General features: G+C 46.0%; 25 protein-coding genes. 22 read left to right on the top strand and 3 right to left on the bottom strand.

Annotation, left to right across the window (positions count from 1 at the left end; all coding sequences use genetic code 11):
* Positions 1 to 11: 11 nt before the first annotated feature.
* The 7 genes from Q5C82_RS14550 (at position 12) to Q5C82_RS14580 (ending at position 5,693) form a co-directional block, all read left to right on the top strand.
* Positions 12 to 1,226, top strand: coding sequence for an NRAMP family divalent metal transporter (locus Q5C82_RS14550; RefSeq protein ID WP_003225054.1), 1,215 nt, complete (start codon positions 12 to 14; stop codon positions 1,224 to 1,226).
* A 5-nt stretch (positions 1,227 to 1,231) separates the two neighbouring features.
* Positions 1,232 to 2,023, top strand: a complete 792-nt coding sequence (locus Q5C82_RS14555) for a putative hydro-lyase (RefSeq protein WP_003225057.1) — start codon at positions 1,232 to 1,234, stop codon at positions 2,021 to 2,023.
* A gap of 45 nt (positions 2,024 to 2,068) precedes the next feature.
* The gene (gene pxpB, locus Q5C82_RS14560) at positions 2,069 to 2,791 is read left to right on the top strand and encodes a 5-oxoprolinase subunit B (protein ID WP_003225059.1); all 723 of its coding nucleotides are present in this window, start codon (positions 2,069 to 2,071) and stop codon (positions 2,789 to 2,791) included.
* A gap of 2 nt (positions 2,792 to 2,793) precedes the next feature.
* Positions 2,794 to 3,801, top strand: a complete 1,008-nt coding sequence (locus Q5C82_RS14565; protein ID WP_079996506.1) for a biotin-dependent carboxyltransferase family protein — start codon at positions 2,794 to 2,796, stop codon at positions 3,799 to 3,801.
* 15 nt (positions 3,802 to 3,816) lie between these two features.
* Positions 3,817 to 4,569 (top strand): IclR family transcriptional regulator, encoded by a 753-nt coding sequence (locus Q5C82_RS14570; RefSeq protein ID WP_003225063.1) that lies wholly within the window; start codon positions 3,817 to 3,819, stop codon positions 4,567 to 4,569.
* A 63-nt stretch (positions 4,570 to 4,632) separates the two neighbouring features.
* Complete coding sequence (locus Q5C82_RS14575; RefSeq protein ID WP_003225066.1) at positions 4,633 to 5,274, top strand: SGNH/GDSL hydrolase family protein; 642 nt, start codon at positions 4,633 to 4,635, stop codon at positions 5,272 to 5,274.
* Between the two features lie 173 nt (positions 5,275 to 5,447).
* Positions 5,448 to 5,693 carry a YczI family protein gene (locus Q5C82_RS14580; RefSeq protein WP_003225068.1) on the top strand — a complete coding sequence of 82 codons (246 nt, stop codon included), beginning with the start codon at positions 5,448 to 5,450 and terminating at the stop codon, positions 5,691 to 5,693.
* Between the two features lie 5 nt (positions 5,694 to 5,698).
* On the opposite strand, the gene Q5C82_RS14585 is transcribed toward Q5C82_RS14580, so the two are convergent.
* Positions 5,699 to 5,986 carry an antibiotic biosynthesis monooxygenase gene (locus Q5C82_RS14585; protein ID WP_003225070.1) on the bottom strand — a complete coding sequence of 96 codons (288 nt, stop codon included), beginning with the start codon at positions 5,984 to 5,986 and terminating at the stop codon, positions 5,699 to 5,701.
* Positions 5,987 to 6,137: 151 nt separating this feature from the next.
* On the opposite strand from Q5C82_RS14585, the gene pbpC reads away from it, so the two are divergent.
* From pbpC to Q5C82_RS14605, 4 genes are all read left to right on the top strand, one after another.
* On the top strand, positions 6,138 to 8,144 hold the full coding sequence (gene pbpC, locus Q5C82_RS14590) for a penicillin-binding protein 3 (RefSeq protein WP_032727245.1): 2,007 nt from the start codon (positions 6,138 to 6,140) through the stop codon (positions 8,142 to 8,144).
* A gap of 100 nt (positions 8,145 to 8,244) precedes the next feature.
* Positions 8,245 to 9,147, top strand: a complete 903-nt coding sequence (locus Q5C82_RS14595) for an aldo/keto reductase family oxidoreductase (protein WP_003225074.1) — start codon at positions 8,245 to 8,247, stop codon at positions 9,145 to 9,147.
* A 188-nt stretch (positions 9,148 to 9,335) separates the two neighbouring features.
* The gene (mtlR, locus tag Q5C82_RS14600; protein WP_003225076.1) at positions 9,336 to 11,420 is read left to right on the top strand and encodes a mannitol operon transcriptional activator MtlR; all 2,085 of its coding nucleotides are present in this window, start codon (positions 9,336 to 9,338) and stop codon (positions 11,418 to 11,420) included.
* Positions 11,421 to 11,631: 211 nt separating this feature from the next.
* The gene (locus Q5C82_RS14605; RefSeq protein WP_003225078.1) at positions 11,632 to 13,143 is read left to right on the top strand and encodes a class I adenylate-forming enzyme family protein; all 1,512 of its coding nucleotides are present in this window, start codon (positions 11,632 to 11,634) and stop codon (positions 13,141 to 13,143) included.
* 17 nt (positions 13,144 to 13,160) lie between these two features.
* On the opposite strand, the gene Q5C82_RS14610 is transcribed toward Q5C82_RS14605, so the two are convergent.
* Positions 13,161 to 13,757: a class I SAM-dependent methyltransferase gene (locus tag Q5C82_RS14610; RefSeq protein ID WP_003225080.1), complete on the bottom strand. Its 597-nt coding sequence runs from the start codon at positions 13,755 to 13,757 to the stop codon at positions 13,161 to 13,163.
* Positions 13,758 to 13,907: 150 nt separating this feature from the next.
* Between Q5C82_RS14610 and Q5C82_RS14615 the strand changes: the two genes are divergently transcribed.
* The 5 genes from Q5C82_RS14615 to amj all read left to right on the top strand — a co-directional run bounded on the left by Q5C82_RS14615 (position 13,908) and on the right by amj (position 17,741).
* A complete protein-coding gene (locus Q5C82_RS14615) occupies positions 13,908 to 14,768 on the top strand; it encodes an SDR family oxidoreductase (protein WP_003225082.1) in 861 nt (286 codons plus the stop codon).
* 14 nt (positions 14,769 to 14,782) lie between these two features.
* Positions 14,783 to 15,286 (top strand): D-lyxose ketol-isomerase, encoded by a 504-nt coding sequence (gene lyxE / locus Q5C82_RS14620; RefSeq protein WP_003225085.1) that lies wholly within the window; start codon positions 14,783 to 14,785, stop codon positions 15,284 to 15,286.
* A gap of 88 nt (positions 15,287 to 15,374) precedes the next feature.
* Positions 15,375 to 15,926, top strand: a complete 552-nt coding sequence (locus Q5C82_RS14625) for a GNAT family N-acetyltransferase (RefSeq protein WP_003225088.1) — start codon at positions 15,375 to 15,377, stop codon at positions 15,924 to 15,926.
* Positions 15,927 to 16,003: 77 nt separating this feature from the next.
* Positions 16,004 to 16,426, top strand: coding sequence for a pyridoxamine 5'-phosphate oxidase family protein (locus Q5C82_RS14630; RefSeq protein ID WP_003225090.1), 423 nt, complete (start codon positions 16,004 to 16,006; stop codon positions 16,424 to 16,426).
* 505 nt (positions 16,427 to 16,931) lie between these two features.
* Positions 16,932 to 17,741 (top strand): lipid II flippase Amj, encoded by an 810-nt coding sequence (gene amj, locus Q5C82_RS14635; protein WP_003225092.1) that lies wholly within the window; start codon positions 16,932 to 16,934, stop codon positions 17,739 to 17,741.
* A 44-nt stretch (positions 17,742 to 17,785) separates the two neighbouring features.
* Here the strand turns inward: amj and Q5C82_RS14640 are convergent, their stop codons facing one another.
* Positions 17,786 to 18,076 carry a DUF3817 domain-containing protein gene (locus tag Q5C82_RS14640; RefSeq protein ID WP_003225094.1) on the bottom strand — a complete coding sequence of 97 codons (291 nt, stop codon included), beginning with the start codon at positions 18,074 to 18,076 and terminating at the stop codon, positions 17,786 to 17,788.
* Between the two features lie 185 nt (positions 18,077 to 18,261).
* Between Q5C82_RS14640 and lrpC the strand changes: the two genes are divergently transcribed.
* From lrpC to Q5C82_RS14670, 6 genes are all read left to right on the top strand, one after another.
* A complete protein-coding gene (gene lrpC, locus Q5C82_RS14645; protein ID WP_003225096.1) occupies positions 18,262 to 18,696 on the top strand; it encodes a transcriptional regulator LrpC in 435 nt (144 codons plus the stop codon).
* A gap of 64 nt (positions 18,697 to 18,760) precedes the next feature.
* Entirely contained in the window at positions 18,761 to 20,947 is a 2,187-nt protein-coding gene (locus Q5C82_RS14650; protein WP_003225098.1) for a DNA topoisomerase III, read from the top strand.
* Positions 20,948 to 21,149: 202 nt separating this feature from the next.
* Complete coding sequence (locus Q5C82_RS14655; RefSeq protein ID WP_003225100.1) at positions 21,150 to 22,238, top strand: hypothetical protein; 1,089 nt, start codon at positions 21,150 to 21,152, stop codon at positions 22,236 to 22,238.
* On the top strand, positions 22,219 to 23,055 hold the full coding sequence (epsK, locus tag Q5C82_RS14660) for a cyclic-di-GMP receptor EpsK (protein WP_003225102.1): 837 nt from the start codon (positions 22,219 to 22,221) through the stop codon (positions 23,053 to 23,055). Before Q5C82_RS14655 ends, epsK begins: the two co-directional genes overlap by 20 nt.
* A gap of 10 nt (positions 23,056 to 23,065) precedes the next feature.
* Entirely contained in the window at positions 23,066 to 24,775 is a 1,710-nt protein-coding gene (locus tag Q5C82_RS14665) for a DUF2334 domain-containing protein (protein ID WP_079996514.1), read from the top strand.
* The gene (locus Q5C82_RS14670; protein WP_003225106.1) at positions 24,768 to 26,030 is read left to right on the top strand and encodes a glycosyltransferase; all 1,263 of its coding nucleotides are present in this window, start codon (positions 24,768 to 24,770) and stop codon (positions 26,028 to 26,030) included. Before Q5C82_RS14665 ends, Q5C82_RS14670 begins: the two co-directional genes overlap by 8 nt.
* The last annotated feature ends 3 nt before the right edge of the window (positions 26,031 to 26,033 follow it).

Here is a 26,033-nt window from a genome sequence, read left to right on the forward strand (position 1 = left end):
AGGTTCAATAGATGGAGCAGCAGAAAAACACAGCAGGAAAAAAAGCGGGCAGCTGGTCATTGCTGATGGGTGCCGCCTTTTTAATGGCCACTTCGGCGATCGGCCCTGGTTTCCTGACACAAACCGCAACATTCACAAACACACTTGCGGCAAGCTTCGGTTTTGTCATCTTAATCTCTATTATTTTAGATATTTTCGCCCAAACCAATGTTTGGCGCATCATCGCAGTGTCTGGAAAACGCGGCCAGGAAATTGCGAATATGGTGCTTCCGGGACTGGGGTATTTCATCGCCATTCTCGTCGTGCTTGGCGGACTAGCTTTTAATATCGGGAATATCGGAGGGGCCGGTCTCGGACTTCAAGTTCTGTTCGGCATTACACCAGAAACAGGCGCTTTGATCAGTGCTGTCGTTGCCATTTTAATCTTTTTAATTAAAGAAGCAGGAAAAGCGATGGACCGCTTTACGCAAATTGCGGGCTTTGCCATGATCATCTTAACGCTGTTCGTCGCAATCACGTCTGCACCGCCAGTCGGACAGGCTGCGGCAAACACCTTTGCCCCTGAACAAATCAGTATATTCGCAATTGTAACACTTGTTGGCGGGACAGTTGGCGGATACATCACGTTTGCTGGGGGACACCGCTTACTGGATGCTGGCATTAAAGGGAAGGAAGCGATTCCGCAGGTGACAAAAAGCTCAGTTGCCGGAATTTTAATTACATCTGTTATGCGAATTGCCCTTTTCTTAGCTGTGCTCGGCGTTGTTTCAAAAGGCCTGCATATTGACGAAAGCAACCCGGCGGCCTCAGTGTTCCAACTGGCAGCGGGAAATGTTGGTTATAAAATTTTCGGATTGATCATGTGGTCTGCGGCCATTACCTCTGTTATCGGGGCAGCTTATACGTCTGTTTCGTTCTTTAAAACCTTTTCTCCAAAAATTGAAAGGAATTCACGCGGCATTATTATCGGGTTTATCGTGATTTCTACGTTAGCTTTTGTCACAATCGGACAGCCTGCGAAAATCCTCGTGCTTGTCGGATCACTGAATGGCTTAATTCTGCCGATTGCGCTCGGAACGCTGCTTATTGCCGCATATAAGAAAAAGATTATTGGTGATTATAAGCATCCGCTTTGGCTGACCGTTTCAGGTGCACTGGTTGTGATCGTAATGGCGATTATGGGAGTCTACACGTTATTTACACAACTTCCTCAATTGTGGAGCTGATAAAGGTGGAGCAATTAAATAAAATGGCGCCGAATGATGTGCGCGCCTTGATACGAGAGGGAAAAATAACCGGGCCGACCGCAGGGATGTCCGGCGGCTATGCCCAAGCGAATCTTGTGATTTTGAAGAAAGACCTTGCGTTTGACTTCCTGCTGTTTTGCCAGCGGAACCAAAAACCCTGTCCTGTGCTGGATGTGACAGAAGCGGGTTCGCCAGTGCCGTCGCTGGTCGCGCCGGATGCTGATATCAGAACGGACTTTCCAAAATACCGTATTTACAGGCAGGGTATCTTGACGGAAGAAGTATCTGATATTACGCCATACTGGGAGGATGACTTTGTCGGCTTTCTGATCGGATGCAGTTTCTCTTTTGAACAGGCGCTGATCAATAATGGAATAGCTGTCCGGCATATTGATGAGGGGACAAACGTCCCGATGTATCAAACGAATATCGCTTGTGTTCCGGCAGGAGCGTTTCAAGGACAGATGGTTGTCAGCATGAGACCTGTTCCAGAACGGCTGGCTGTACGCGCTGCACAAGTGACCTCACGTTTTCTGGCTGTGCACGGGGGGCCGATCCATATCGGCAATCCGGGAGCAATCGGCATTCGCGATCTGGACAAGCCGGATTTTGGAGATGCCGTCTCCATTCGTGAAGGCGAGGTTCCTGTTTTTTGGGCATGCGGGGTGACACCACAAGCCGTGGCTATGAATGTAAAACCTGAAATGGTCATCACACATGCGCCGGGGCACATGCTCATCACAGATATTCGAGACGAGTCGCTTGCGGTGCTGTAACCTCTCGTCCTCCAAATGAACGAGAAATAAAAAGAGGTGAGAAAGATGACTGAACAATTTCAAATCGAGCTGCTCGGTGATTCTGCAATGATGATCCGATTTGGAGAAGAAATAAACGAGCAGGTTAACGGCCTTGTCCATGCCGCGGCCGCTTATATAGAAGAACAGCCATTTCCGGGATTCATTGAATGCATCCCGGCTTTTACAAGTCTGACGGTATTTTATGATATGTATGAAGTGTACAAGCATTTGCCTCAAGGCATAAGTTCACCTTTTGAGAAGGTCAAGCGCGATGTTGAAGGACGGCTGAAGGAAATAGCTATAGACTATGAGAACAACCGCCGTATTGTAGAAATCCCTGTCTGCTATGGCGGTGAATTCGGTCCGGATTTAGAAGAGGTGGCGAAAATCAATCAGCTGTCAACGGAGGAAGTCATCGACATTCATACAAGCGGCGAATATGTGGTGTATATGCTTGGCTTTGCACCTGGTTTTCCTTTTTTAGGCGGGATGTCCAAACGCATCGCCGCTCCAAGGAAATCTTCGCCAAGGCCGTCGATTCCCGCCGGTTCAGTTGGAATTGCGGGAATGCAAACAGGTGTTTATCCGATTTCAACGCCGGGCGGCTGGCAGCTGATCGGCAAAACGCCATTGGCTCTGTTCCGGCCACAGGAAAACCCGCCGACGTTATTGAGGGCGGGAGATATTGTTAAATTCGTACGCATCTCAGAGGATGACTATCACGCCTATAAGGAGGAGTCCAATTGAGCATGAAAGTGTTAAAGCCCGGACTGCTCACAACGGTTCAGGATATAGGCAGAACGGGGTATCAAAAATACGGCGTTCTGGCGAGCGGAGCCATGGACACGGTTTCGCTGCGCATTGCCAATCTGCTGATCGGCAATAGCGAAAATGAAGCCGGTCTTGAAATTACGCTGATGGGGCCCGGTCCGTCGTTTTATGTTTCAAAAACGACGTTGATTGCGGTGACAGGGGCGGACTTCACTTTGCGTATTAATGACGAGGAAGCGCCTTTATGGAAGCCTGTGCTCGTCAAGGAAAACAGCACGGTCAGCTTTGGTCCCTGCAAACTCGGCAGCCGTGCGTATTTAGCAACAGCCGGCGGCTTCGATGTGCCTGCCGTCATGGAAAGCAAAAGCACGTACGTCAGAGCAGGGATCGGCGGGCTTCATGGCAGAGCGCTTCAAAAGGAAGATGAACTATCCATTGGAGAGACGTCATCTCTTTCGAAAGCCATTATTTCCCAATTAAGCCCGCAGCTTGGAAAACAGGGATTTGCAGCGCCGAAATGGTCGGTCAGCCGCGGGAGGTTTCTGCCATTGAAAAAGAATCCTGTTATTCGGGTGCTGGAAGGAAAACAATTCGGCTTTTTTACAGAAGAATCGAAAACGCGTTTTTATGAAGAAACATTTCGTGTCACGCCACAGTCCGACCGTATGGGCTACAGGCTCAAAGGAGAGCCGCTCGAATTGAAGGCACCGCTTGAGATGGTGTCGGAAGCGGTTTCGTTTGGAACAGTTCAGGTGCCGCCTGACGGCAACCCGATTATCCTGCTTGCAGACCGGCAAACGACCGGCGGCTATCCGAGGATCGCGCATATCATATCCGCTGATCTTCCGATTGTCTCCCAAATCATGCCGGGCGAGCACGTCCAGTTTGAGCCTGTATCCCTTCAAGAAGCGGAAGCGCTTGCGATTGAACGGGAACAGCATATAAAAGAACTGAAAACGAGAATGAAGATGGAATGGCTGACATAACAAAGGGGATGAATGATGCAGAATAAAAACAAAACCGTAGTCAAATCTATGGATCTGCTTAATTTGTTTTTGCATGAACCAAGCCTTACCTTAAGTGAACTGGTATCGCTGTCAGGTATGCCGAAAACCTCTGTTCATCGGATGATCAGCTCTTTGGAGGAAATGGGGTTCCTCAATCGGGATTCGTCCGGCGCTTATTCGCTGGGACTGGTGTTTTTGGAATTCGGACAGCTTGTCGCCGACAGGCTGGATATCAGAAAAATAGCGAAACCGGTGATGGAAGAGCTGTGCCGGGAAGTGGATGAGGCCGTGCAATTGATCATGAGGGACGGCAATGAAGCGATATACGTTGAGAAAATAGAAGGGACACAGACTGTGCGGCTGTACACGGCGATCGGCAGACGTTCTCCTCTGTATGCGGGAGCCTGCGCCAGAAGCATTTTGTCCTTTCTCCCCCGTGAAGAAATCGAAACATATATCAAACAAACGGAGCTCATTTCAATTGGCTCCGGAACGATTACCGATCCCGAAAAACTGTTGCAGGAGATTGATGCCTCTGTTCAAAATGGCTATACCGTCAGCTATTCAGAGCTCGAAAACTATACAGCGGCTATCGGCGCCCCGATCTTTAACCATAAGCGCCAAGTAGCAGCCGGCATCAGCATTGCAGGCTTTGAAGCGAGATTTACAGAAGACAGGCTGCCTTATTTAACAGAAAAGGTGAAGGATGCCGCTTTACAGATTTCCAGAAAAATAGGGTATTCATAAGTAGCCGATCTTTTCTTCGCTGCGTACATTAACGTATCGACGTTCAGGAGTGGAGGAAAGAACATGGTGCTTCGATATACAGCACTGGGGGATTCTTTGACGACAGGAAGAGGCTCCGGGCTGCTTTCTCCCGGCTTCGTCCACCGTTTCGGAGACATGATGGAAGCCGACTTGAAAACAAAAACGGCAATATCCATCTTTGCCAAATCAGGCTTAAATACAGAAGAAATTCTGGGGCTCCTGTCATATCCCTATGTGCAAAAATGCATTCAAGATGCTGACGTGGTAACCATCACAGGGTGCGGAAACGATCTCATCGATTCGGTCTTAGCCTACCAAACGTCTAAGGACGAAACGATTTTCAGCCGTGTATCCGCCCATTGCCATGAGAATTTTGAAAAGATGATTGCCAAAATCGCTGAGATCAAAGGAGAAAACCCGTCCCCGTACGCCATCCGTGTGTTCAACTTATACAATCCGTTTCCCGGCATTGAAATCGCTGGCAAATGGATCACATCTTTTAATTCACATTTAGAAACACTGGCATCAGCGCCCTATGTCAAAATCGCGGATGCCTACAGCATTTTCAAAGGTAACGAACAGGAATATCTGTCCTTTGACGGTGTCCATCCGAACAGCAAAGGCTATCAAGCGATGGCTGAAGCAGTTCACAAGTTAGGCTATAAAGAATTGTCAGTTTCATAGAAAACGCGCCTTATGACAGGGCGCGTTTTTTATGTGTGAATGAAATATTAAAAGAAACTTAAAATTCCCTTTCTTCTGTTCTACAGACAAGTAAAGTGCGCTAGAATAATGGAGGGCGTAGGCAAATATAGCCATAACGTTCAATATTTCATATATAAGGAAGGATGGTCCTTTTGTTTCGGATTTTTAAAATGTCTTTTGCTGTTATCATCATTGCCCTGGCGCTTATTGCTTTTAAATATACGGAACACACTTCTGTTATCCAATCGGTCATGCTCGTCTTCCTTGGCGCTGTCATGTTTATGCAGGGGCTTGAAGAGCGCAAAAAAGAAAACGACGGCTCAGGCGCTTTTAATATTTATACCGCCGTTTTCGTATGGTCTGTCTCTCTCATCGGTTTTACACTTCATATTATATAAATCTATTATACATCCTGAAAATGCTCGACTGTCGGGAACGGGGTATAGAACCGATGAAGCAAGGCTTTCCACTCTTGATACTCTGAAGAACCGCGAAAGCCTTCCGTATGGTCCTCAAGTGTTTCCCACTCCACAAGCAGCAGATATTTATGTGTTTCTTCCATGCATTTTGATAACGAATGAGTGATATAGCCCTTCATGCCGGCAATGATCGGCGCCGCTTGCCGGAACGCCTCCTCAAACTCTTGTTCAAGCCCTTCTTTAATGTGTAGCATTGCTGCCTCTCTTACCATGTCATCCCTTCTTTCTCTATTTTCAAATAGTCTACAGCATACGACAGGTTATTTCTGCAAAATAGGTGAACCTTTTCCTTCATTTTCAAAAAAATCTTGCACGTACCAATTCATTTAAGAGAAAATAACAAGTGGAAGGCAGGGGAAAGTCATGTTAAAAAAGTGTATTCTACTAGTATTTCTATGCGTCGGATTGATTGGGTTAATCGGATGCTCCAAAGCAGATTCACCAGAGGATCGCATGGAAGCATTCGTGAAACAGTGGAACGATCAGCAATTCGATGACATGTATCAAAGCCTGACTAAAGATGTCAAAAAAGAAATCTCCAAAAAAGATTTCGTCAACAGGTATAAAACCATCTATGAGCAGGCAGGCGCAAAAAATCTGAAAGTCACTGCGGGAGAAGTGGATGAGGACGATAAAGACAACAAGGCGATGAAGCATATCCCGTATAAAGTCAGCATGGATACAAATGCGGGCAAGGTCAGCTTCAAAAATACCGCTGTGCTGAAATTAGAAAAAACAGATGACGAGGAGTCATGGAATATAGATTGGGACCCATCGTTTATTTTCAAGCAGCTGGCTGATGACAAAACGGTACAAATTATGAGCATTGAACCAAAACGCGGCCAAATCTACGATAAAAACGGGAAAGGCTTAGCCATCAATACAGATGTTCCAGAAATCGGAGTTGTTCCCGGAGAGCTTGGCGACAAAAAAGAAAAAGTCATAAAAGAGCTCGCGAAAAAACTTGATTTGACTGAAGACGATATCAAGAAAAAGCTGGATCAAGGCTGGGTGAAGGACGATTCGTTTGTGCCGGTCAAAAAGGTCAAGCCGGACCAGCAAAAATTAGTGTCTGAGGCGACATCATTAAAAGGGGTAACAAGAACGAATGTCAGCTCCCGCTATTATCCGTATGGCGAAAAGACAGCCCATTTGACAGGCTATGTCCGCGCCATCACTGCGGAAGAACTGAAGAAAAAGAAAGACGGAACGTACAGCGATACGTCTAATATCGGCATTGCCGGTCTTGAAAATGTGTATGAAGACAAGCTAAGAGGCACAACCGGATGGAAAATCTACGTGCCGCAAACCGGAGAAGTCATCGCTGAAAAGAAAGCGAAGGACGGCGAGGATCTTCATCTTACAATTGATATCAACACGCAAACGAAGCTGTATGATGAACTGAAGGATGACAGCGGGACGGCAGTCGCACTGCAGCCGAAGACAGGCGAAACACTCGCACTTGTCAGCGCGCCTTCTTACGATCCAAACGGATTTATTTTCGGCTGGAGCGATAAGGAATGGAAAAAACTAAACGAAGATAAAAACAATCCGTTTTCAGCAAAATTCAACAAAACATATGCACCGGGTTCTACGATTAAACCAATTGCGGCTGCCATCGGAATTAAAAACGGCACCCTAAAAGCCGATGAGAAGAAAACCATCAAAGGAAAAGAGTGGCAAAAAGATTCAAGCTGGGGCGGCTATTCAGTCACACGTGTGTCAGAGAGCCTTCAGCAAGTTGATCTTGAAAATGCCCTTATCACGTCAGACAATATTTATTTTGCACAGAACGCGCTTGATATGGGAGCGGACACCTTCACAAAAGGCTTGAAAACGTTCGGCTTCTCAGAGGATATTCCATATGAATTCCCGATCCAGCAATCGTCTATCGCAAATGGCAAGCTCGATTCAGACATTTTGCTTGCGGATACAGGGTACGGACAAGGGCAAATGCAAATGTCTCCTCTTCACTTGGCAGCTGCTTACACGCCATTTGTTGACAACGGGGATCTTGTCAAACCGACATTGATCAAAAAAGACTCACAAACAGCAGGTGTCTGGCACAAGCAAGTGGTCACGAAGGAAGGAGCGGCAGACATTACAAAAGGCCTGAAGGGCGTTGTGGAAGACGAGCGCGGATCAGCGTATCAGCCTGTCGTGAAAGGAATCACTGTTGCCGGAAAAACAGGAACAGCTGAGCTGAAAACATCAAAAGATGATAAAGACGGCGCAGAAAATGGCTGGTTCGTCGGCTACGATTACAAAAACAAAGACCTGCTTGTCGCCATGATGATTCAAAATGTGCAGGACCGCGGCGGCAGCCACTATGTTGTTGAAAAAGCGAAAAAGCAATTTCAATCGAATTAAAATGCCTTTTTGACAGGAGCAAGAGGAAAAAGGGGATCTGAGGCCGAATGAACTAGTAAGGGGCAAGACCCGGTTTATACAAGGAAAAGAGGGATTTTGCATGCAGCGTATTCAATTGGCGGAGGATCTTCAATTTTCAAGAGTCATACACGGGCTTTGGCGGCTGAATGAATGGAACTATTCAGATGCCGAGCTGCTCAGCCTCATTGAATGGTGTATCGATCACGGCATCACAACCTTTGATCATGCGGATATTTACGGAGGCTATACGTGCGAAAAGCTGTTTGGAAACGCCCTTGCCCTTTCGCCTGGATTAAGGGAAAACATAGAGCTGGTCACAAAATGCGGCATCGTTCTTGAATCACCTGAACGTCCCGCTCACAGATCGCATCATTATAACACAAGCAAGTCACATATTTTGGCATCTGTTGAGCAATCCCTTCTAAACCTTAGAACGGATTATATCGACGTGTTGCTGATTCACAGACCGGACCCGCTCATGGATCCAGAGGGAGTAGCAGAGGCATTTCAAGCGCTGAAATGCTCCGGCAAGGTCAGGCACTTCGGCGTTTCAAATTTTAAAGATCACCAGTATCGCATGCTGGAATCGTATTTGCCTGAGAAGCTTGTGACCAACCAAATTGAGCTTTCTGCATATGAATTAGAAAATGTTCTGGACGGCACTTTGAACTTGTGTCAAGAAAAACGGATTTCGCCGATGGCTTGGTCACCGCTGGCAGGAGGCAAAGTTTTCACTGGTGACACGGAAAAAGACCGCCGCGTCCGCTCGGCGCTCGAATCCGTTCAGACGGAAATCGGCGCCGCTTCATTGGACGAGGTGATGTACGCATGGCTGTTCACGCATTCGGCCGGCATCATGCCGATTGTCGGAAGCGGAAAACGCGAGCGGATTTCCGCCGCAGTAAATGCTTTGGCATACAAGCTTGACCATGATCAGTGGTTCCGTATTTTTACAGCCGTACAGGGTTACGATATTCCTTAACAAAAAGCACCAGCTTAGCAGCTGGTGCTTTTTCAATATTGTCACACCGCTTAGTGCCAAATTACCATTTATAAGTGATTGAAACTCAATTGAAAGCGTTTTATATTATAAAGAAACCTCTCTTTTTCCTCTCTTGTATCTCCTTGCGACTTCATCCGCACATCAAGATTGTCTAGGAGGTCTTTTTTATGTATATGACTGCCAGGGAACAAAAGCTTTTAAAGCACTTGTTATTACAAAACAGATATATAACCGTAACTGAGCTTGCCGAGCTGATGGAAGTCAGCACGAGAACCATCCACAGGGAGCTCAAATCAATTAAGCCGCTGATGGAAACCGTTGGGCTTACGCTCGATAAACAGCCTGGAAAAGGGCTGAAGGCAGTGGGAAGTCCCGAGGATAAACAAAAGTTGCTTACCGATTTATCATATGAACAGCATGAATATAGCGCGGATGAACGGAAACTGCTCATTCTCTGTTCGTTATTAGAGTCTCAGGAACCCGTCAAGCTGTACACGCTAGCTCATGACCTGCAGGTGACGAATGCCACGGTCAGTTATGACTTAGACGAGCTGGAGAAATGGATTTCTCCCTTCGGATTGACCCTGATCCGTAAAAGAGGTTTTGGCATCCAGCTCATTGGACCGGAGAATGCAAAACGTAAAATTGTCGGCAATCTGATTGTGAACCGTCTCGACATCCAAATGTTTTTGGAAGCGGTTGAATTAAACATCAAAGGTAAAGCCGATTCTTCAGAAAAAATGTTTGGCGTAGTCAGCAAAGGCGAGCTGTTAAAAATGGAGCGTATCCTATTTCAGCTGAAAGAAGAAATCGCCTTTTCATTGTCCGACAGCTCTTATATAGCGCTCGTCGTCCATCTGACGTTTGCGATCGAACGGATCAAGCTTGGGGAAACCATCACCATGGAGCAAAATGAGCTTGAGGAACTGAAAAATGCGAAAGAATATAGCTCTGCTCTTGAAATCGCTGGCGAGCTTGAACGTGCCTTCGGCGTGACGATCCCGGAGGCGGAGGTCGGCTATATTACAATCCACCTTCGAAGTGCCAATCGAAAATACAAAACAGAATACAAAGCACAGGAAATCGAACTGGAAACAGCCTTGCAAACAAAGCGGCTCATTGCTTTTATTTCAGACAAAATCAGAATGGATCTCACGAAAAACTACTCTTTATATGAAGGCTTGATCGCCCATTTGGAGCCGGCCGTCAGCCGCATAAAAGAAAATATCGAGATATACAATCCAATGAAGGAACAGATCAAACGCGATTATTTTCTCCTTTATATGGCCATTGAAGAAGGCGTGGAAAAGTATTTTCCGGGTATGTCCTTTTCTGATGATGAGATCGCTTTTATCGTCCTTCACTTCGGGTCTGCCCTTGAAATCAAAAAAGAAGAAGCAAAAGTGAAAGCGCTTGTCGTTTGCTCAAGCGGGATCGGCTCTTCGAAAATGCTTGCTTCCAGACTGAAGAAAGAACTGCCGGAAATTCAATCGTTTGATATGTCATCTTTGATCGAGTTGAAGGGCAAGGACGTCCAAGCCTATGATATGATCGTTTCCACCGTTCCGATTCCTTACGAAAACATTGATTACATTATGGTCAGCCCGCTTTTAAATGAGGAAGACGCAAACCAGGTGAAGCAGTATATCAAGCGGAAAATTCCGCTCATTCTTGAGAAAAACAGAAGCCCGAAGGAAGAGGTGCAGCAAGTTGACGTACCTGACATGCTGAAAGCGGCGGAAAGCATGGGGCGGTATATGGCCGTCATTCAAGATGTTCTGCGCCACTTTACACTTACTCACCTTAAAACAAACCTGGATCATAGTCTGCTCCTGTTAGAGCTTTTTCAACAGCTGAAGAAGGATGGCTTGATCCGTGATCCGAAAAAAGCGGCGGTTTGCCTGGCAGAACGGGAGAAACAAGGGGGATTGGGAATCCCGGGGACGAACATGGCGCTTTATCATCTCAAAAATGATGAAATCGTCCTGCCTTTTTTCAAAATGTATGATCTCGGCACCTCTTATGAAGTGAATGGCATGGACGGAAATACCCTCAGCATGACACGCATCCTCGTCATGATGGCGCCGGGCTCATTATCTGCTGAAGGATCGGAGATTTTAAGCGCGATCAGCTCCGCTATTATCGAGAGCAGAGAAAGCATGGCGGGGTTTCAGGAAGAGGGAGAACAAGAACTTTATCAGCGGTTAAATCGCATATTTTTCACATGGATGAAGGAAAAAAACATACTGTAATCCGGCATGGCACACGTCAAAAAATCGGCGTGTGTTTTTATGTGGATAGGGTGCAAAATAAGAAAAAGTGGGACTATTTTATCATTTAGTAATGGAATAATTCCAAAATGAAATAGTTTTACAAGTTATCTTTTTTGGGTTAAAATGGGTGAGGTAAGGAAGGAAATCTAACAAATAATTGAAGATTCAAGAGAATATAGGAGATGACGATATGGAAACATTACAGCATCTGATTCTGCATGACATGCCGGATAGCGAAGAAATAGAAGCTGTAAAAAGCGGAGCTCATACACTGACATATAAAAGCTACCGCAAACGGATTAACCAGCTGGCGAATGCCCTGCTGCAAAAAGGAATTCAAAAAGGCGACCGTATTGCATTGCTTTGCAAAAACGGTCATCCCGCATCAACTGTTATGTTTGCTGCGCTTGAAATAGGTGCTGTTGTCGTACCTGTCAGCTGGCAGCTGAAACCATATGAAATGACAGGCATTTTAAAAGCAAGTGAACCAAAAGCAATGTTTTATGGAGCGGAGTTTAAAGAGACACTGGACGAAGTTCTTCCTGAACTGTCTACGCTGCGTATAACAATGGAAACAGGGACAGCTTACGAAACATCTGCTGAGTTTGAAGCTCTGTTTGCTGGTCCTGATCATTTGCCCGAAACTGAAATGGTTTCCCCTGATGATACAGCGCTTCTGATGTTTACGTCTGGAACAACGGGAAACCCGAAAAGATGCATGATCACACATGGCGGCATATACAGATACGTAACTAGATCCAACAGCTCAACAACACGCATGAAGAGCCTTCGTTTTCTCGCATGCCATCCAATTTATCATACGAGTGCGCTCATTTGCATCATGCTTGGAACGTTTGCAGGAACAACCTTTGTTTTTACAAAGGATCAAGATCCTGTTCACATGCTGAAGGTCATTGAAGAAGAGAAAATTCAGACCGTGATGGCTCTTCCTGTGTTTTACACGTATTTGCTTGAAGCGTGGGAAACGCACCAAACCGACTTATCTTCGCTTGTGATTTTAATGACAGGCGGAACAAAAGTGCCGAGCAGCCTGATCCGCCGCTATCTTGATATTGGCATTCCGCTCGCGCACGGCTATGGAAGCACTGAGGCTTGGGGAATCAGCACATGGATGCCTGATATGGGAATGGATAAAGCGGCCTCTGCAGGAAAGCCTGTGGCAGGTGTTAAAGTCAAAGTAGTAGATCCGCAGACGGGAGAAGAACTCCCTCAAGGGGAAATCGGCGAAATCGTTGTTCATACCCCATTTTTATTTAAAGGCTATGAAGACAATCCTGAAGCGACAGCGAAAGTGCTGCAAAACGGCTGGTTCAAAACTGGAGATTCAGGCTATGTAGATGAAGATGGCTTTATTTTCATTACTGGACGCTATAAGGATGTCATTATTTACGGAGGAGATAACGTCTATCCGGATCAGGTTGAAGAAGTCATCCAGCAGATCCCGGGAATCCTTGAAACAGCTGTGGTCGGTATTCCAGACCCGCTGTACGGCGAAAAACCGAGAGCTTTTATCGTGAAAAACGGTGCCCAGCGCTTAACGGAAGAGGATGTCATCGCATTCTGTCAGGAACGCCTTTCCGCTTACAAAATACCTGAAGTTGAATTCGTTAACGAACTGCCGAAAAATAACCTCGGCAAGGTGAAAAAAGACGTCTTGCGCAAGCAGGCCGTACATTCGTAAAAAAGAAGCCCGCCACTTTATGTGGCGGGCTTCTTTGCTGTTGTACAGACGGAAAGCTCAGGCTTAATGTTTTTAAATTGCAACTCAATGTCTTCGAAGCCGGCTGCTTTGAAGTCAGCAATCATCTGTTTTCCAAATGATTTGGTTTTCTCGGGACTCGCATCCGCTTCCCGCGGCTGCATCGTAATCGCTGCTTTGCCGCCGGGCTTTAGCGCCTGATAAATCTGTTTCATGCCTTTTTTCTGGTCATTCCAGATGGTGTAGTTGTTAACGGAAATCACTTTATCATAAAACGAGGCGGTGAGAGGAAATGACTCGACACTTCCTTGTATCAGGCGCACCTCCTTCGATTTTACTCTGCGGGCGGCCAGCTTCAGCATGGCCTCTGACACATCAATCCCATGAAGATGAATGTCCCTTTCGCGTTTCAGCATCTGCTGCATGCAGTATCCCGGCCCAAACCCCACTTCTAAAATGCTGTCTCCGCGTGTGATCCCCAGCTGATCTATTGTCCACTGATTCAATGTTTTATTTTCAGCTGCCATGATGTACCCGGCAATCATGCCGAATACGCCCTTTGGCTTGCTGAATTTTTTAGAAAGCATGTTAATCATTCAGCAACCTCCTTTGCAAGTTATTTCCACTTTGCGTTTCATGTGAAACATTTTTCTGATAAAGCATTGCGAAGGTGCCAATCCATGTTTATCCAACGAACATGTGAGGTACACAACAAATAGACATGAAAACAAAGGAGGAGAATCATCATGGCCAATTATCCAAAGGAACTTCCGGCCCAAACTCAAAATCGCCAGCCGGGAATTGAAAGCGAAATGAATCCAAGTCCGGTGTATGAGTATGAGGATTATAAAGGAGCGGACAAATTAAAAGGGAAAGTAGCGCTCATTACAGGCGGTGACAGCGGGATCGGACGCGCGGTATCCGTCGCTTATGCAAAGGAAGGCGCTGACATCGCCATTGTGTATAAGGATGAGCATGGGGACGCCGAAGAGACGAAGAAGCGTGTAGAACAAGAAGGCGTAAAATGCCTGCTGATCGCTGGTGACGTAGGTGAAGAGGAATTCTGCAATGAAGCGGTTGAAAAAACGGTCAAGGAACTAGGCGGCCTTGACATTCTTGTAAACAATGCTGGTGAACAGCATCCGAAGGAAAGCATCAAAGATATTACAAGCGAACAGCTTCACCGTACATTCAAAACAAACTTTTATTCTCAATTTTATTTGACTAAAAAAGCAATTGATTATCTGAAACCAGGCAGCGCCATCATCAACACGACATCTATCAACCCGTATCGCGGGAACCCAATGCTGATTGATTATACGGCAACGAAAGGCGCGATCAATGCCTTTACAAGAACAATGGCGCAGGCACTTGTCAAAGACGGCATCCGTGTAAATGCGGTAGCGCCGGGACCAATTTGGACGCCGTTAATTCCATCTACATTTTCGGAAGATACAGTCGCTCAATTTGGGCAAAATACGCCAATGGGCCGTCCGGGTCAGCCTGTTGAGCATGTCGGCTGCTATGTGCTGCTGGCATCAGATGAGTCATCTTATATGACAGGCCAGACGCTGCATGTAAACGGCGGAGACTTTGTGACGACGTAAGAGGGAGTGAGGAAATGAGCATCACGAAAGAAGAAGTAAACAGCTATTATCAAAAAGCCGGTATTGTCTTAACAGATGATGAAGTAGAACAAATTCAGCTCATGGACTACGGCTTAGGAAAAGAACGAAAAGTCGGGCTCCAGCTCTTTGTCTATGTCAATACAGACCGTTATTGCTCAAAGGAACTGGTGCTTTTTCCGGGACAGACTTGCCCGGAACACCGCCATCCGCCGGTCGACGGCCAGGAAGGCAAGCAGGAGACATTCCGCTGCCGCTACGGAAAAGTGTATCTTTACGTAGAAGGAGAAAAAACGCAGCTTCCAAAGGTTCTCCCTCCGCAGGAGGACAGAGAACACTATACAGTCTGGCACGAAATTGAACTAGAACCGGGCGGGCAATATACCATTCCCCCGAACACAAAGCATTGGTTCCAGGCCGGGGAAGAAGGCGCCGTGGTAACGGAAATGTCTTCGACGAGCACAGATAAACATGATATCTTTACCGATCCAAGAATATAAGGATGAGGCTTAACAGCCCATCCTTTTTTTATATTGAAAAAAACGGAATCATCGCTATAATGGGTAAAAAAGGAAAGAGGGCGAGGGAATGTTCACCTGCAAGGTAAATGAGCATATCACCATTCGGTTATTGGAGCCAAAGGATGCGGAGCGGCTTGCTGAACTCATTATCGAAAATCAGCAGCGGCTCGGCCAGTGGCTGTTTTGGGCGGAACATCCAAGCAGTGCTGAAACGTACAGAGAAACGATCATTCCAGATTGGCGGCGGGAGTATGCCGACCTTAGCAGCATCGAAGCGGGGCTCCTATACGACGGCATCCTATGCGGCATGATCGGCCTGCATCATCTAGACCAGATCAATCGAAAAGCGGAAATCGGATACTGGATTGCCAAAGAATTTGAAGGCAAAGGCATCGTTACCGCCGCTTGCCGAACACTCATCATGTATGCTTTTGAAGAGCTTGGGCTGAATCGCGTTGCTCTCTGTGCTGCTGTCGGGAACCAAAAAAGCAGGGCGGTCCCGGAGCGGCTCGGCTTTCAAGAGGAAGGAAAGGCACGGGACGGCTTATTCGTTAATGGCAGGTATCATGATCTTGTCTATTACAGCTTATTGAAGCGTGAATGGAAAGGTTTAAAATAAAGCGCGCATTTTCTTGTTTAAATCTTCCCCAGATGTGGAAAAGTAACAGCGGAGACGTTAAAAAGGAGTGATTCGAAATGAATCAGCAAGACATTAAACAAAAAGTGCTTGATGTTCTAGATCGCCATAAAGTAGGTTCGCTCGCAACGGTTCAAAAGGGCAAACCGCATTCCCGCTACATGACTTTTTTCCATGACGGGCTGACGATTTACACACCGACAAGCAAGGACACTCATAAAGCAGAAGAAATTGAGAACAACCCCAATGTTCACATTTTATTAGGCTATGATTGTGAAGGCTTTGGCGACGCGTATGTTGAAGTTGAAGGAAAAGCCAAAATCAACAATTCGGCAGAACTGAAGGATAAAATATGGAGTTCCAAATTAGAGCGCTGGTTTGACGGTAAGGATGATCCGAACCTGGTGATTCTTGAAATTGAGCCGGAGGATATTAGATTAATGAATGCCGGAGAGAAAACACCGGTCTCACTCGAGCTATAAGAAATTTGTGTTTTCAGGGGCGATATGTTATCATGAATAGCTAGTAAGAAAAATAAGCAAATAAAAAAGAAAGTAAACTTCTTTTTTCTGTTTTGAGAGAGAAGCTTACCGCTTCCCAAGCAGCTTAACCAGCTGCCCTTATTCTTTTCCTTCATAACAAATCGCCCCTAACGATGAGATGGAAAAAAGACTTTTTTGTTTTACAATTCACACCGGCGCGGCTTCGGAGCCGCAGTGACGATTGAGAGGTAGGGCTTTCGTTGTCTTGTGTTCAAGAAATTTCCATGGTGTTTACTTTCCAGAATGATTCTTCGGAACAATGCTTTATGAATCTAACCCGCCCGACTTGGCGGATGATATAATCTTTATTTGCGTATAGAAAAGAATAAGACAAACCGCCCGGCGTACGCCGGCGGTTTTTTTATTGTTAAAAAACACATCGCACTGAAACCTCTTTGTCTTCTTTCCAGTCTTATCTCTAGGATGAAATTGGAGGAAGAATAACGTGCATGTCATGACAACACAAGTACTTTTTATTTTCTGTTTTTTATTACTCATTCACTCGATAGAAACTTTAGCTTATGCCACAAGGCTTTCCGGAGCCCGCGTGGGATTTATTGCGTCCGCGCTTTCCCTGTTTAATGTCATGGTCATCGTGTCCAGAATGTCGAACATGGTGCAGCAGCCCTTTACCGGACATTTAATTGATGATGCGGGAAAAAACGCCCTGGCGATTGTAGGCGAGCAGTTCCGCTTCTTGATTTTCGGATCGACAGTCGGCACCATCCTGGGCATTATCCTGCTCCCGTCTTTTGTCGCTCTTTTTTCACGGGCGATTATTCACTTGGCGAGCGGCGGCGGCTCCGTTTTTCAAGTGTTTCGAAAGGGATTCTCGAAACAAGGATTCAAAAATGCCCTTTCCTATTTGCGTCTGCCGTCTCTTTCATATGTAAAGGGATTTCACATCCGCTTGATTCCGAAGCGTTTGTTTGTCATCAACATGCTGATCACATCGATTTATACGATTGGCGTGCTTTCAGCTTTGTATGCAGGCCTTCTGGCGCCAGAGCGTAGCACGACAGCCGTCATGGCATCGGGCTTGATCAACGGAATTGCGACGATGCTGCTGGCGATTTTTGTTGATCCTAAGGTATCCGTTCTTGCCGATGATGTGGCAAAAGGAAAACGAAGCTATACGTATTTAAAATGGACCTCTGTAACGATGGTCACATCAAGGGTGGCGGGCACTCTCCTCGCTCAGCTGATGTTTATTCCGGGCGCTTACTATATCGCGTGGCTGACAAAGTGGTTTTGATAAGAAAGGCTGGATCATAAAGATCCAGCCTTTTTTGCGCTTACTTATTTATATTTCCTTAATCCGCGGTCGTACAAAAAGTTTCCGAATGGGACAAAAGCGGCGATGAAGCCGGCGGCTGACCATTTCAGCGACCATTTGATAGAGAAGGTTGCATACGCCAAGACTAGCAAATACAAAATGAACAACCCGCCGTGAACCGAACCGATAATTGTCACCGCAAGCGGAAGGCCCGCCCAATATTTTAGCGGCATGGCGATGAACAGCAGGATTAAGAGTGACATTCCTTCAATAAAACCCATCGTGCGAAGTTTTCCGATCGGCGTTTGCAGCATAAATCGCCCTCCTTGTGGACACGTTTTCATTCTATACTATAAACAATCCAGAGAGCACATATGACAGCTTTCAGAAAATGTTCGGAAAACATTCATTTTTACATGCTATTTCTAGGGGACTGTACTTGTCATTTACAAAAATACCCGAGATAATGTGTACAAAATCATAAAAGAAGGATGTTGAAATGAAACTTGACCAGATTGATCTGAATATCATTGAGGAGCTGAAGAAGGACAGCCGTTTGTCAATGAGGGAATTAGGCAGGAAAATTAAGCTGTCGCCGCCATCTGTGACAGAACGGGTGAGGCAGCTTGAATCGTTCGGGATCATTAAGCAATACACGCTGGAGGTCGATCAGAAAAAGCTGGGGCTTCCCGTTTCCTGCATTGTGGAAGCAACCGTCAAAAACGCGGATTACGAGCGGTTCAAAAGCTATATTCAAACATTGCCGAATATCGAATTTTGCTATCGGATTGCGGGTGCAGCCTGCTATATGCTGAAAATTAACGCTGAAAGCCTCGAAGCGGTAGAAGAATTCATCAACAAAACATCGCCCTACGCGCAAACCGTCACTCACGTTATTTTCTCAGAAATTGACACGAAAAACGGGCGCAGTTAGAGAGTGCTTGTTCAAGTCTGTTATAATAAAAGGATGAGCGTGAAAGAAAGAGAAGTGATCAAGCATGTCAAAAACAGTTGTATTAGCTGAAAAACCTTCAGTCGGCCGGGATTTGGCCCGGGTGCTGAAGTGCCATAAAAAAGGAAACGGTTATCTCGAAGGCGATCAATATATTGTTACATGGGCTTTGGGCCATTTGGTGACACTTGCTGATCCGGAAGGCTACGGAAAAGAATTTCAATCATGGCGGCTGGAGGATCTGCCGATTATCCCAGAACCCTTAAAGCTTGTTGTGATTAAGAAAACCGGAAAACAGTTCAATGCGGTTAAATCCCAGCTTACCCGTAAAGACGTCAATCAGATCGTCATCGCGACTGACGCAGGCCGGGAAGGGGAGCTTGTAGCGCGCTGGATTATTGAAAAAGCGAATGTCCGCAAGCCGATCAAGCGGCTGTGGATTTCTTCTGTGACAGATAAAGCGATCAAAGAAGGCTTTCAAAAGCTGCGCAGCGGCAAAGAATATGAAAACCTGTATCATTCTGCCGTCGCCAGAGCGGAAGCGGATTGGATTGTGGGGATCAACGCGACCCGTGCACTCACCACAAAATTCAATGCCCAGCTCTCATGCGGCCGTGTGCAGACACCGACGCTTGCCATGATTGCAAAGCGGGAGGCGGACATTCAAGCGTTTACGCCGGTTCCATATTACGGCATCCGCGCGGCGGTCGATGGCATGACGCTGACGTGGCAGGATAAAAAATCAAAGCAGACGAGAACGTTCAATCAAGACGTAACAAGCCGTTTGCTAAAAGACCTCGAAGGAAAGCAAGCGGTCATTGCTGAGCTGAAAAAAACAGCGAAAAAAAGCTTTGCACCTGCGCTTTATGATTTAACGGAGCTTCAGCGTGACGCCCATAAGCGCTTCGGATTTTCAGCCAAAGAAACGCTTTCTGTGTTGCAGAAGCTGTATGAGCAGCATAAGCTTGTCACATATCCGCGGACGGACTCAAGATTTTTATCCAGTGACATCGTCCCGACGTTAAAAGACCGTCTGGAAGGCATGGAAGTAAAACCGTATGCCCAATATGTCAGCCAAATTAAAAAACGCGGCATCAAATCCCATAAAGGATATGTCAATGATGCGAAGGTGTCAGACCACCACGCGATTATCCCGACCGAGGAGCCGCTCGTTCTCAGCAGTTTGAGTGATAAAGAAAGGAAGCTGTATGACCTGATCGCGAAACGTTTCCTTGCTGTATTAATGCCTGCATTCGAATATGAGGAAACAAAGGTCATCGCAGAAATCGGCGGAGAAACCTTTACGGCGAAAGGCAAAACCGTGCAGTCACAAGGGTGGAAAGCCGTTTATGATATGGCGGATGATGATGAAGAGCAGGAGGATGACAGAGATCAGACACTCCCTGCACTTCAAAAAGGCGATGCTCTTACCGTCAGCATGTTAACTGAAACAAGCGGACAAACGAAGCCGCCTGCCCGCTTTAACGAAGGGACCCTGCTGTCAGCGATGGAAAACCCAAGCGCCTTTATGCAGGGAGAAGAAAAAGGTCTCGTCAAAACGCTTGGAGAAACAGGTGGCCTCGGCACGGTGGCAACACGTGCCGACATTATTGAAAAACTGTTCAACAGCTTTTTAATAGAGAAAAAAGACAAAGATATTTTTATCACTTCTAAAGGAAAACAGCTCCTGCAGCTTGTTCCGGAGGATCTGAAATCACCGGCCTTAACGGCAGAATGGGAGCAAAAGCTGTCTGCGATCGCCGCCGGCAAATTAAAATCATCTGTCTTTATTAAAGACATGAAGGCTTATGCTAACCAAACGGTAAAAGAAATCAAAAACAGCAGCCAAACCTTCAGACACGACAACATCACAGGAACGGCATGTCCGGAATGTGGCAAAATGATGCTGAAGGTAAACGGCAAACGCGGCACGATGCTCGTGTGCCAAGACCGTGAATGCGGAAGCAGAAAAACGATTGCCCGAAAAACAAACGCGCGCTGCCCGAACTGCCATAAAAAAATGGAGCTTCGCGGCCAAGGTGAGGGCCAGACCTTTGCGTGTGTATGCGGGCACCGTGAGAAGCTTTCCGTATTTGAGAAACGAAAAAACAAAGATAAAGGGCGCGCCTCCAAACGGGACGTTTCCTCTTATATGAAAAAACAAAATAATAAAGATGAGCCGATTAACAACGCGCTGGCAGAACAGCTGAAGAAACTCGGTTTGGATAAATAATAGAAAAACCTGTGCATATCGCACAGGTTTTTCTATTGGACTTAGGTCCTGTTTTTTAAATGTTCAAAAAGGGAAAAAAAAGCTAGCAATCTGCATTTTTTTCTTTTATAGTAAATGTACTTTGTAACATGGCAGTGATATTTTCGTCTATATATATTTGTGAACGTCTGATTCGCTTCAGGCGACAAAGGGGGATTTGCCTGTGAGGCATGTATTATTTGCTGTCATCTTATTCTTCTTATCTATCGGACTTTCCGCAGGGTGCGCTGAAGCTGGAAACAAGACCCAAAATCAGTCAGCGGCAGAAATGAATGCCAGCCCGCTCCAGCCGGCGGAGTATTTCATCTATCACAATCTAATGAATGACCAAGGGTTCATCAAAACCGATTTTTCAGACCAGCCTTCGTATTTATCAGAATCTCTTGGCCTGTGGATGGAGTTTTTGATCAGCAAAAATGACGCTCCGCATTTTGAGGAGCAATATCAGCATCTGACTAATTCATTTCTGATGAGCAATCACTTGGTGACGTGGAAGATTCAAAACGGCCAAGCGAGCGGGACGAATGCGCTGATAGACGATATGAGAATTATGCTGTCTCTTGACCAAGCCGCCGTAAAATGGGGCCGCAGCGACTACGCGCAAACAGCCCGGGATATCGGCGCGGCTTTGAAGACATACAATATGAACAACGGGTTATTTACAGACTTTTACGACTCACAGGCTGCTTCAAAGGATGTGACACTATCATACGTCATGCCTGATGCGTTAGCTGTCTTAAAGAAGAATGGAATCATAGACGAGGAAACGGAACAGCGGAATGCCAATGTTCTCTATTCAGCTCCTTTACAAAATGGCTTTATGCCGAAAACATACAGCTCTGACACGAAGGAATACACGTATGATAGTGAAATCAACCTGATTGATCAGCTGTACGCTGCTTGGCATTTGCCGGAAGGGGATGAAAATGCCGCTGTTTTAGCGGACTGGATCAAACAGGAATTTCAGACAAACGGAAAGCTGTACGGAAGATATTCGGCAGATACGAAGGAGCCTGCCGTCCAGTATGAGTCGCCATCCGTATACGCTTTAGCCGTGTTATTTTTAACAAAACAGCATGAAGACACCTCTGTCATCAAAGCCATATATGACAGAATGAATGACTTTGAAATTCTTGATCCGGTGAAAACGTATTATGGAGGTTATATGAGCGGCACCCAGACGCATTCTTTTGACAATCTGCTGCCGCTGTTAGCCGAAAGGAAGCTTTTTAATGAAACTATCATTCAGTGAATCACAAAAATTATTTGCTTATTTTTCAGGGCTCATCGCAGCCCTGTCTCTGTTTATTTATTATGTGTCGGCCCAGCAATCGGAAGGCGCTCTGATCCTTTGCATCACGTTTGTCGTCATCGCCGCAGGCATCTGGTTCGGCCCGATCTACGCGCTGGCAGTAACCTTAATCGTACTCTTTGTTCTCGGTACCTTAATGATGTTTTTCCAGACTGGACAGGCTGAGGAAGGGCTGAGAATGCTTGTGGTGTGGGGAATCGCGCTTTTGCTGTTTTCTTTTATCTCAGGAAGAATCCACGATATTGCAGCAGAGCTTCGGCGCTCAGTTACACGGCTTCAATCCGAAATCAAAAGCTTTGTCGCTGTGGACAGAGTGACCGGCTTTGATAACAAGCAGAGGATGAAGCTGGAACTTTCAGAAGAAATCAAACGGGCGGAGCGCTACGGCAATTCTTTCGTGTTTTTGCTGCTGCATATGCATTATTTCAAAGAGTTTAAGTCTTTGTACGGTGAAAAAGAAACAGACCGTCTCTTCCAATATGTCAGCCAGCAAATCAGGTCTAGCGTCAGGGAAACGGATAAGAAATTCCGCCCCTCTGACGAGCGTATCGGAATTGTGCTGACGCACACGCCCGCTGAACATATACCGGCCGTCCTGACAAAGCTAAAAAAACAATTGGACACGTATCAACTGGAAAATGGCAAGTATGTCTCACTTACGTTCCACGTCTGCTATTTGCCTTACCGTAAAGATATCCAAACAGCTGATCAATTTTTAGAAGAACTGGAAAACGAGATGATGATGAATGAACTATAAAGGAATCACGCTGCTCTGCGTCACGATGCTTCTGCTTTCAGCTATTACGACTTTTCCCGTTTCCGCACAAGCGAAAGAGCAGGATGTCGGCATTCTCATCATCTATTCAACCTTGGACGGCAAGGAGTCGTCTCAAGTCAAAATGCTCGATTTGCTTGCGGGCCACTTTACATCCCATGTGACTGTCAAAAAAGATTTAGACGTCAAAGAGTCTGATTTCAAAGGCAAAGACCATGTGATTTATTACGGCCAAACAAAAAGAAAGCTCAGTAAAAAACTAGTGTCTCTTATCAGCAACGTAAAAAAACCAGTTGTCGCGATCGGCTATAACGCAGGCCAAATCAGCCAATTTTCCGGGCTTTCATTAGCCCGTAAAGAAAATGTGTACCAGATCCACAGCAGGTCGGAAAAGGCCGATGTGTCTCTGGAGAGCGGGCTTAACGTGCTGAGCGTATCAGGCCTGAAAGGAAAGGCGCTTTATACCTTCAAAGCCAGTGACGGCAAAACGCATGCTTTTATATGGAAAACAAAAAAAGACAATGTGTACATTGGATTAACGAATTTGTTAAATGACAATTTGATCGTGGCGAAACAGCTCAGAGAAGATTTCGGTGAGAAGGCGGGGACAACGTTATTGTATTTGCGTCTCGAAGATATCAGCCCGATGTCTGATGAAAAATTGCTGCTTCAAGCCGGTACATATCTGCATAAGAGGCATGTTCCTTTTATCCTGGCAGTGATTCCCGTTTACTTGAATCCGGAAACAGGCGATAAGGTTTATTTGTCTGATAAACCGAAGATGGTCAAGGTGCTGAAAAAGCTTCAAAGCATGGGCGGCAGCATTATTGTTCACGGCTACACACACGCCTATCGCTACAGTGAAACAGGAGAGGGCTTTGAATTTTGGGATGCAAAGGCGGATCAGCCGATTACATCTGGAAATGCCGAAGACCCCCCATCCATATTGGAAAAAGAACAGGCTTTTTCGAATGAACAAGCCTATAACAACTATCTAAAACCGTTTCAGGAAAAGGAAGAAACGTATACAAAGCAAAAACTGACGCGCGCCATTGAGGATTTAACATCATCGGGTCTCTACCCGCTCGCATTTGAAGCGCCGCATTATACGATGTCCGAATATGGCTATCAAATCGCCTCGCGGTATTTTACAAGCATATTCGGCCAGGTTCAGCTCAGCAGCACAACGTGGAAAACATCTGGTGCACCCCCGTTTGTGAGTGCTCCTTCGATGCTGCACGGCATGACGCTGTATCCGGAAACGATCGGATTTGTCGATACATCAAAGCAAAACCCGCTCGGCGATATGGAGGAGCACATCTCCCAGATGATTGATTTTGAAGGCGGAGTAGCCGGAGGATTTTATCACCCGTATCTTGGGATGAAATATCTGCCGGAGCTGGTTGATCAAATGGAACGCATTCCGGACAGTGAATGGCTTGATTTAAAGAAAACGAAACAAACCGTCAAAACAGACAAAGTGGAAATTCACACAAGCGGTGACGGAACGATTCAGGTGAAAAACGGTGTAAACGCCATTGACGAGTTTTTCGATCATCATCGGCAAACCCCTCTGGAAAAGGCGTTATGGATTCTCTCCGCAATCGTGCTCTTATTTGTCATCATGTTTGTCAGTTATACGTTTTACTTGAGAGCCACATTGAAAAAACGAATTTTTAAGGAGAGAAGAAGCCTTGGGTAATACGCTGTTCTTTATCTCGCTAAGTTTAATATGGGTGATGCTTCTCTACCACATGTTTCTCATGCAGGGCGGATTTCGCCACTATATGACCTTCGAACGGAACATCCCGAAGTGGAGAGAAAACATGAAGGAGCTGCCAAAGGTCAGTGTTCTCATCCCTGCGCATAACGAAGAGGTTGTGATTCGGCAGACGCTGAAGGCGATGGTCAACCTTTATTATCCGAAGGACCGTCTGGAGATTATTGTGGTAAACGATAATTCTTCAGACCGGACGGGTGATATCGTCAATGAATTTTCCGAGAAATACGATTTTATCAAAATGGTGATCACAAAACCGCCTAACGCCGGAAAAGGCAAATCCTCTGCACTGAACTCTGGATTTGCCGAATCGAACGGCGATGTGATCTGTGTATATGACGCCGACAACACCCCTGAGAAAATGGCCGTGTATTACCTCGTGCTCGGCCTGATGAATGACGAAAAGGCAGGCGCCGTGGTTGGGAAATTCCGCGTCATCAATGCGGCAAAGACGCTGCTGACGAAGTTTATTAATATCGAAACGATCTGTTTTCAATGGATGGCGCAGGGGGGCAGATGGAAGTGGTTCAAAATCGCCACCATCCCAGGCACCAACTTCGCGATCCGCAGAAGCATTATTGAAAAGCTCGGAGGCTGGGATGACAAAGCGCTCGCTGAGGATACCGAGCTGACGATCCGGGTGTATAACCTCGGCTATCACATTCGCTTTTTCCCTGCCGCCATCACCTGGGAGCAGGAACCGGAAACGTGGAAGGTGTGGTGGCGCCAGCGCACCAGATGGGCACGCGGCAATCAATATGTTGTGCTGAAATTTTTGGCGCAGTTTTTCAAGCTGAAACGAAAACGAATTATCTTTGATTTGTTTTATTTTTTCTTTACGTATTTCCTGTTTTTCTTTGGCGTGATCATGTCAAATACGATATTTGTCCTGAATCTGTTTTATGATTTGCATTTGTCGGTTGGATTTTTGGCAATGATTCTCTGGATTTTGGCTTTCTTCTTATTTATGACAGAGGTCATGATTACGTTGAGCATTGAAAAAACAGAAATGAACAGGCAAAACTTTTTTATCGTATTTCTCATGTACTTTACATACTCGCAGGCATGGATTGTGCTGGTCATCTATTCTTTATTCGTAGAAATCAAGCACCGTTTATTCAAGCAGGAGGTCAAATGGTACAAAACAGAACGATACAATCAACATAAAAGCGGGTGACCT

Source organism: uncultured Bacillus sp. (assembly GCF_958411575.1).
Classification (GTDB): Bacteria; Bacillota; Bacilli; order Bacillales; family Bacillaceae; genus Bacillus; species Bacillus spizizenii.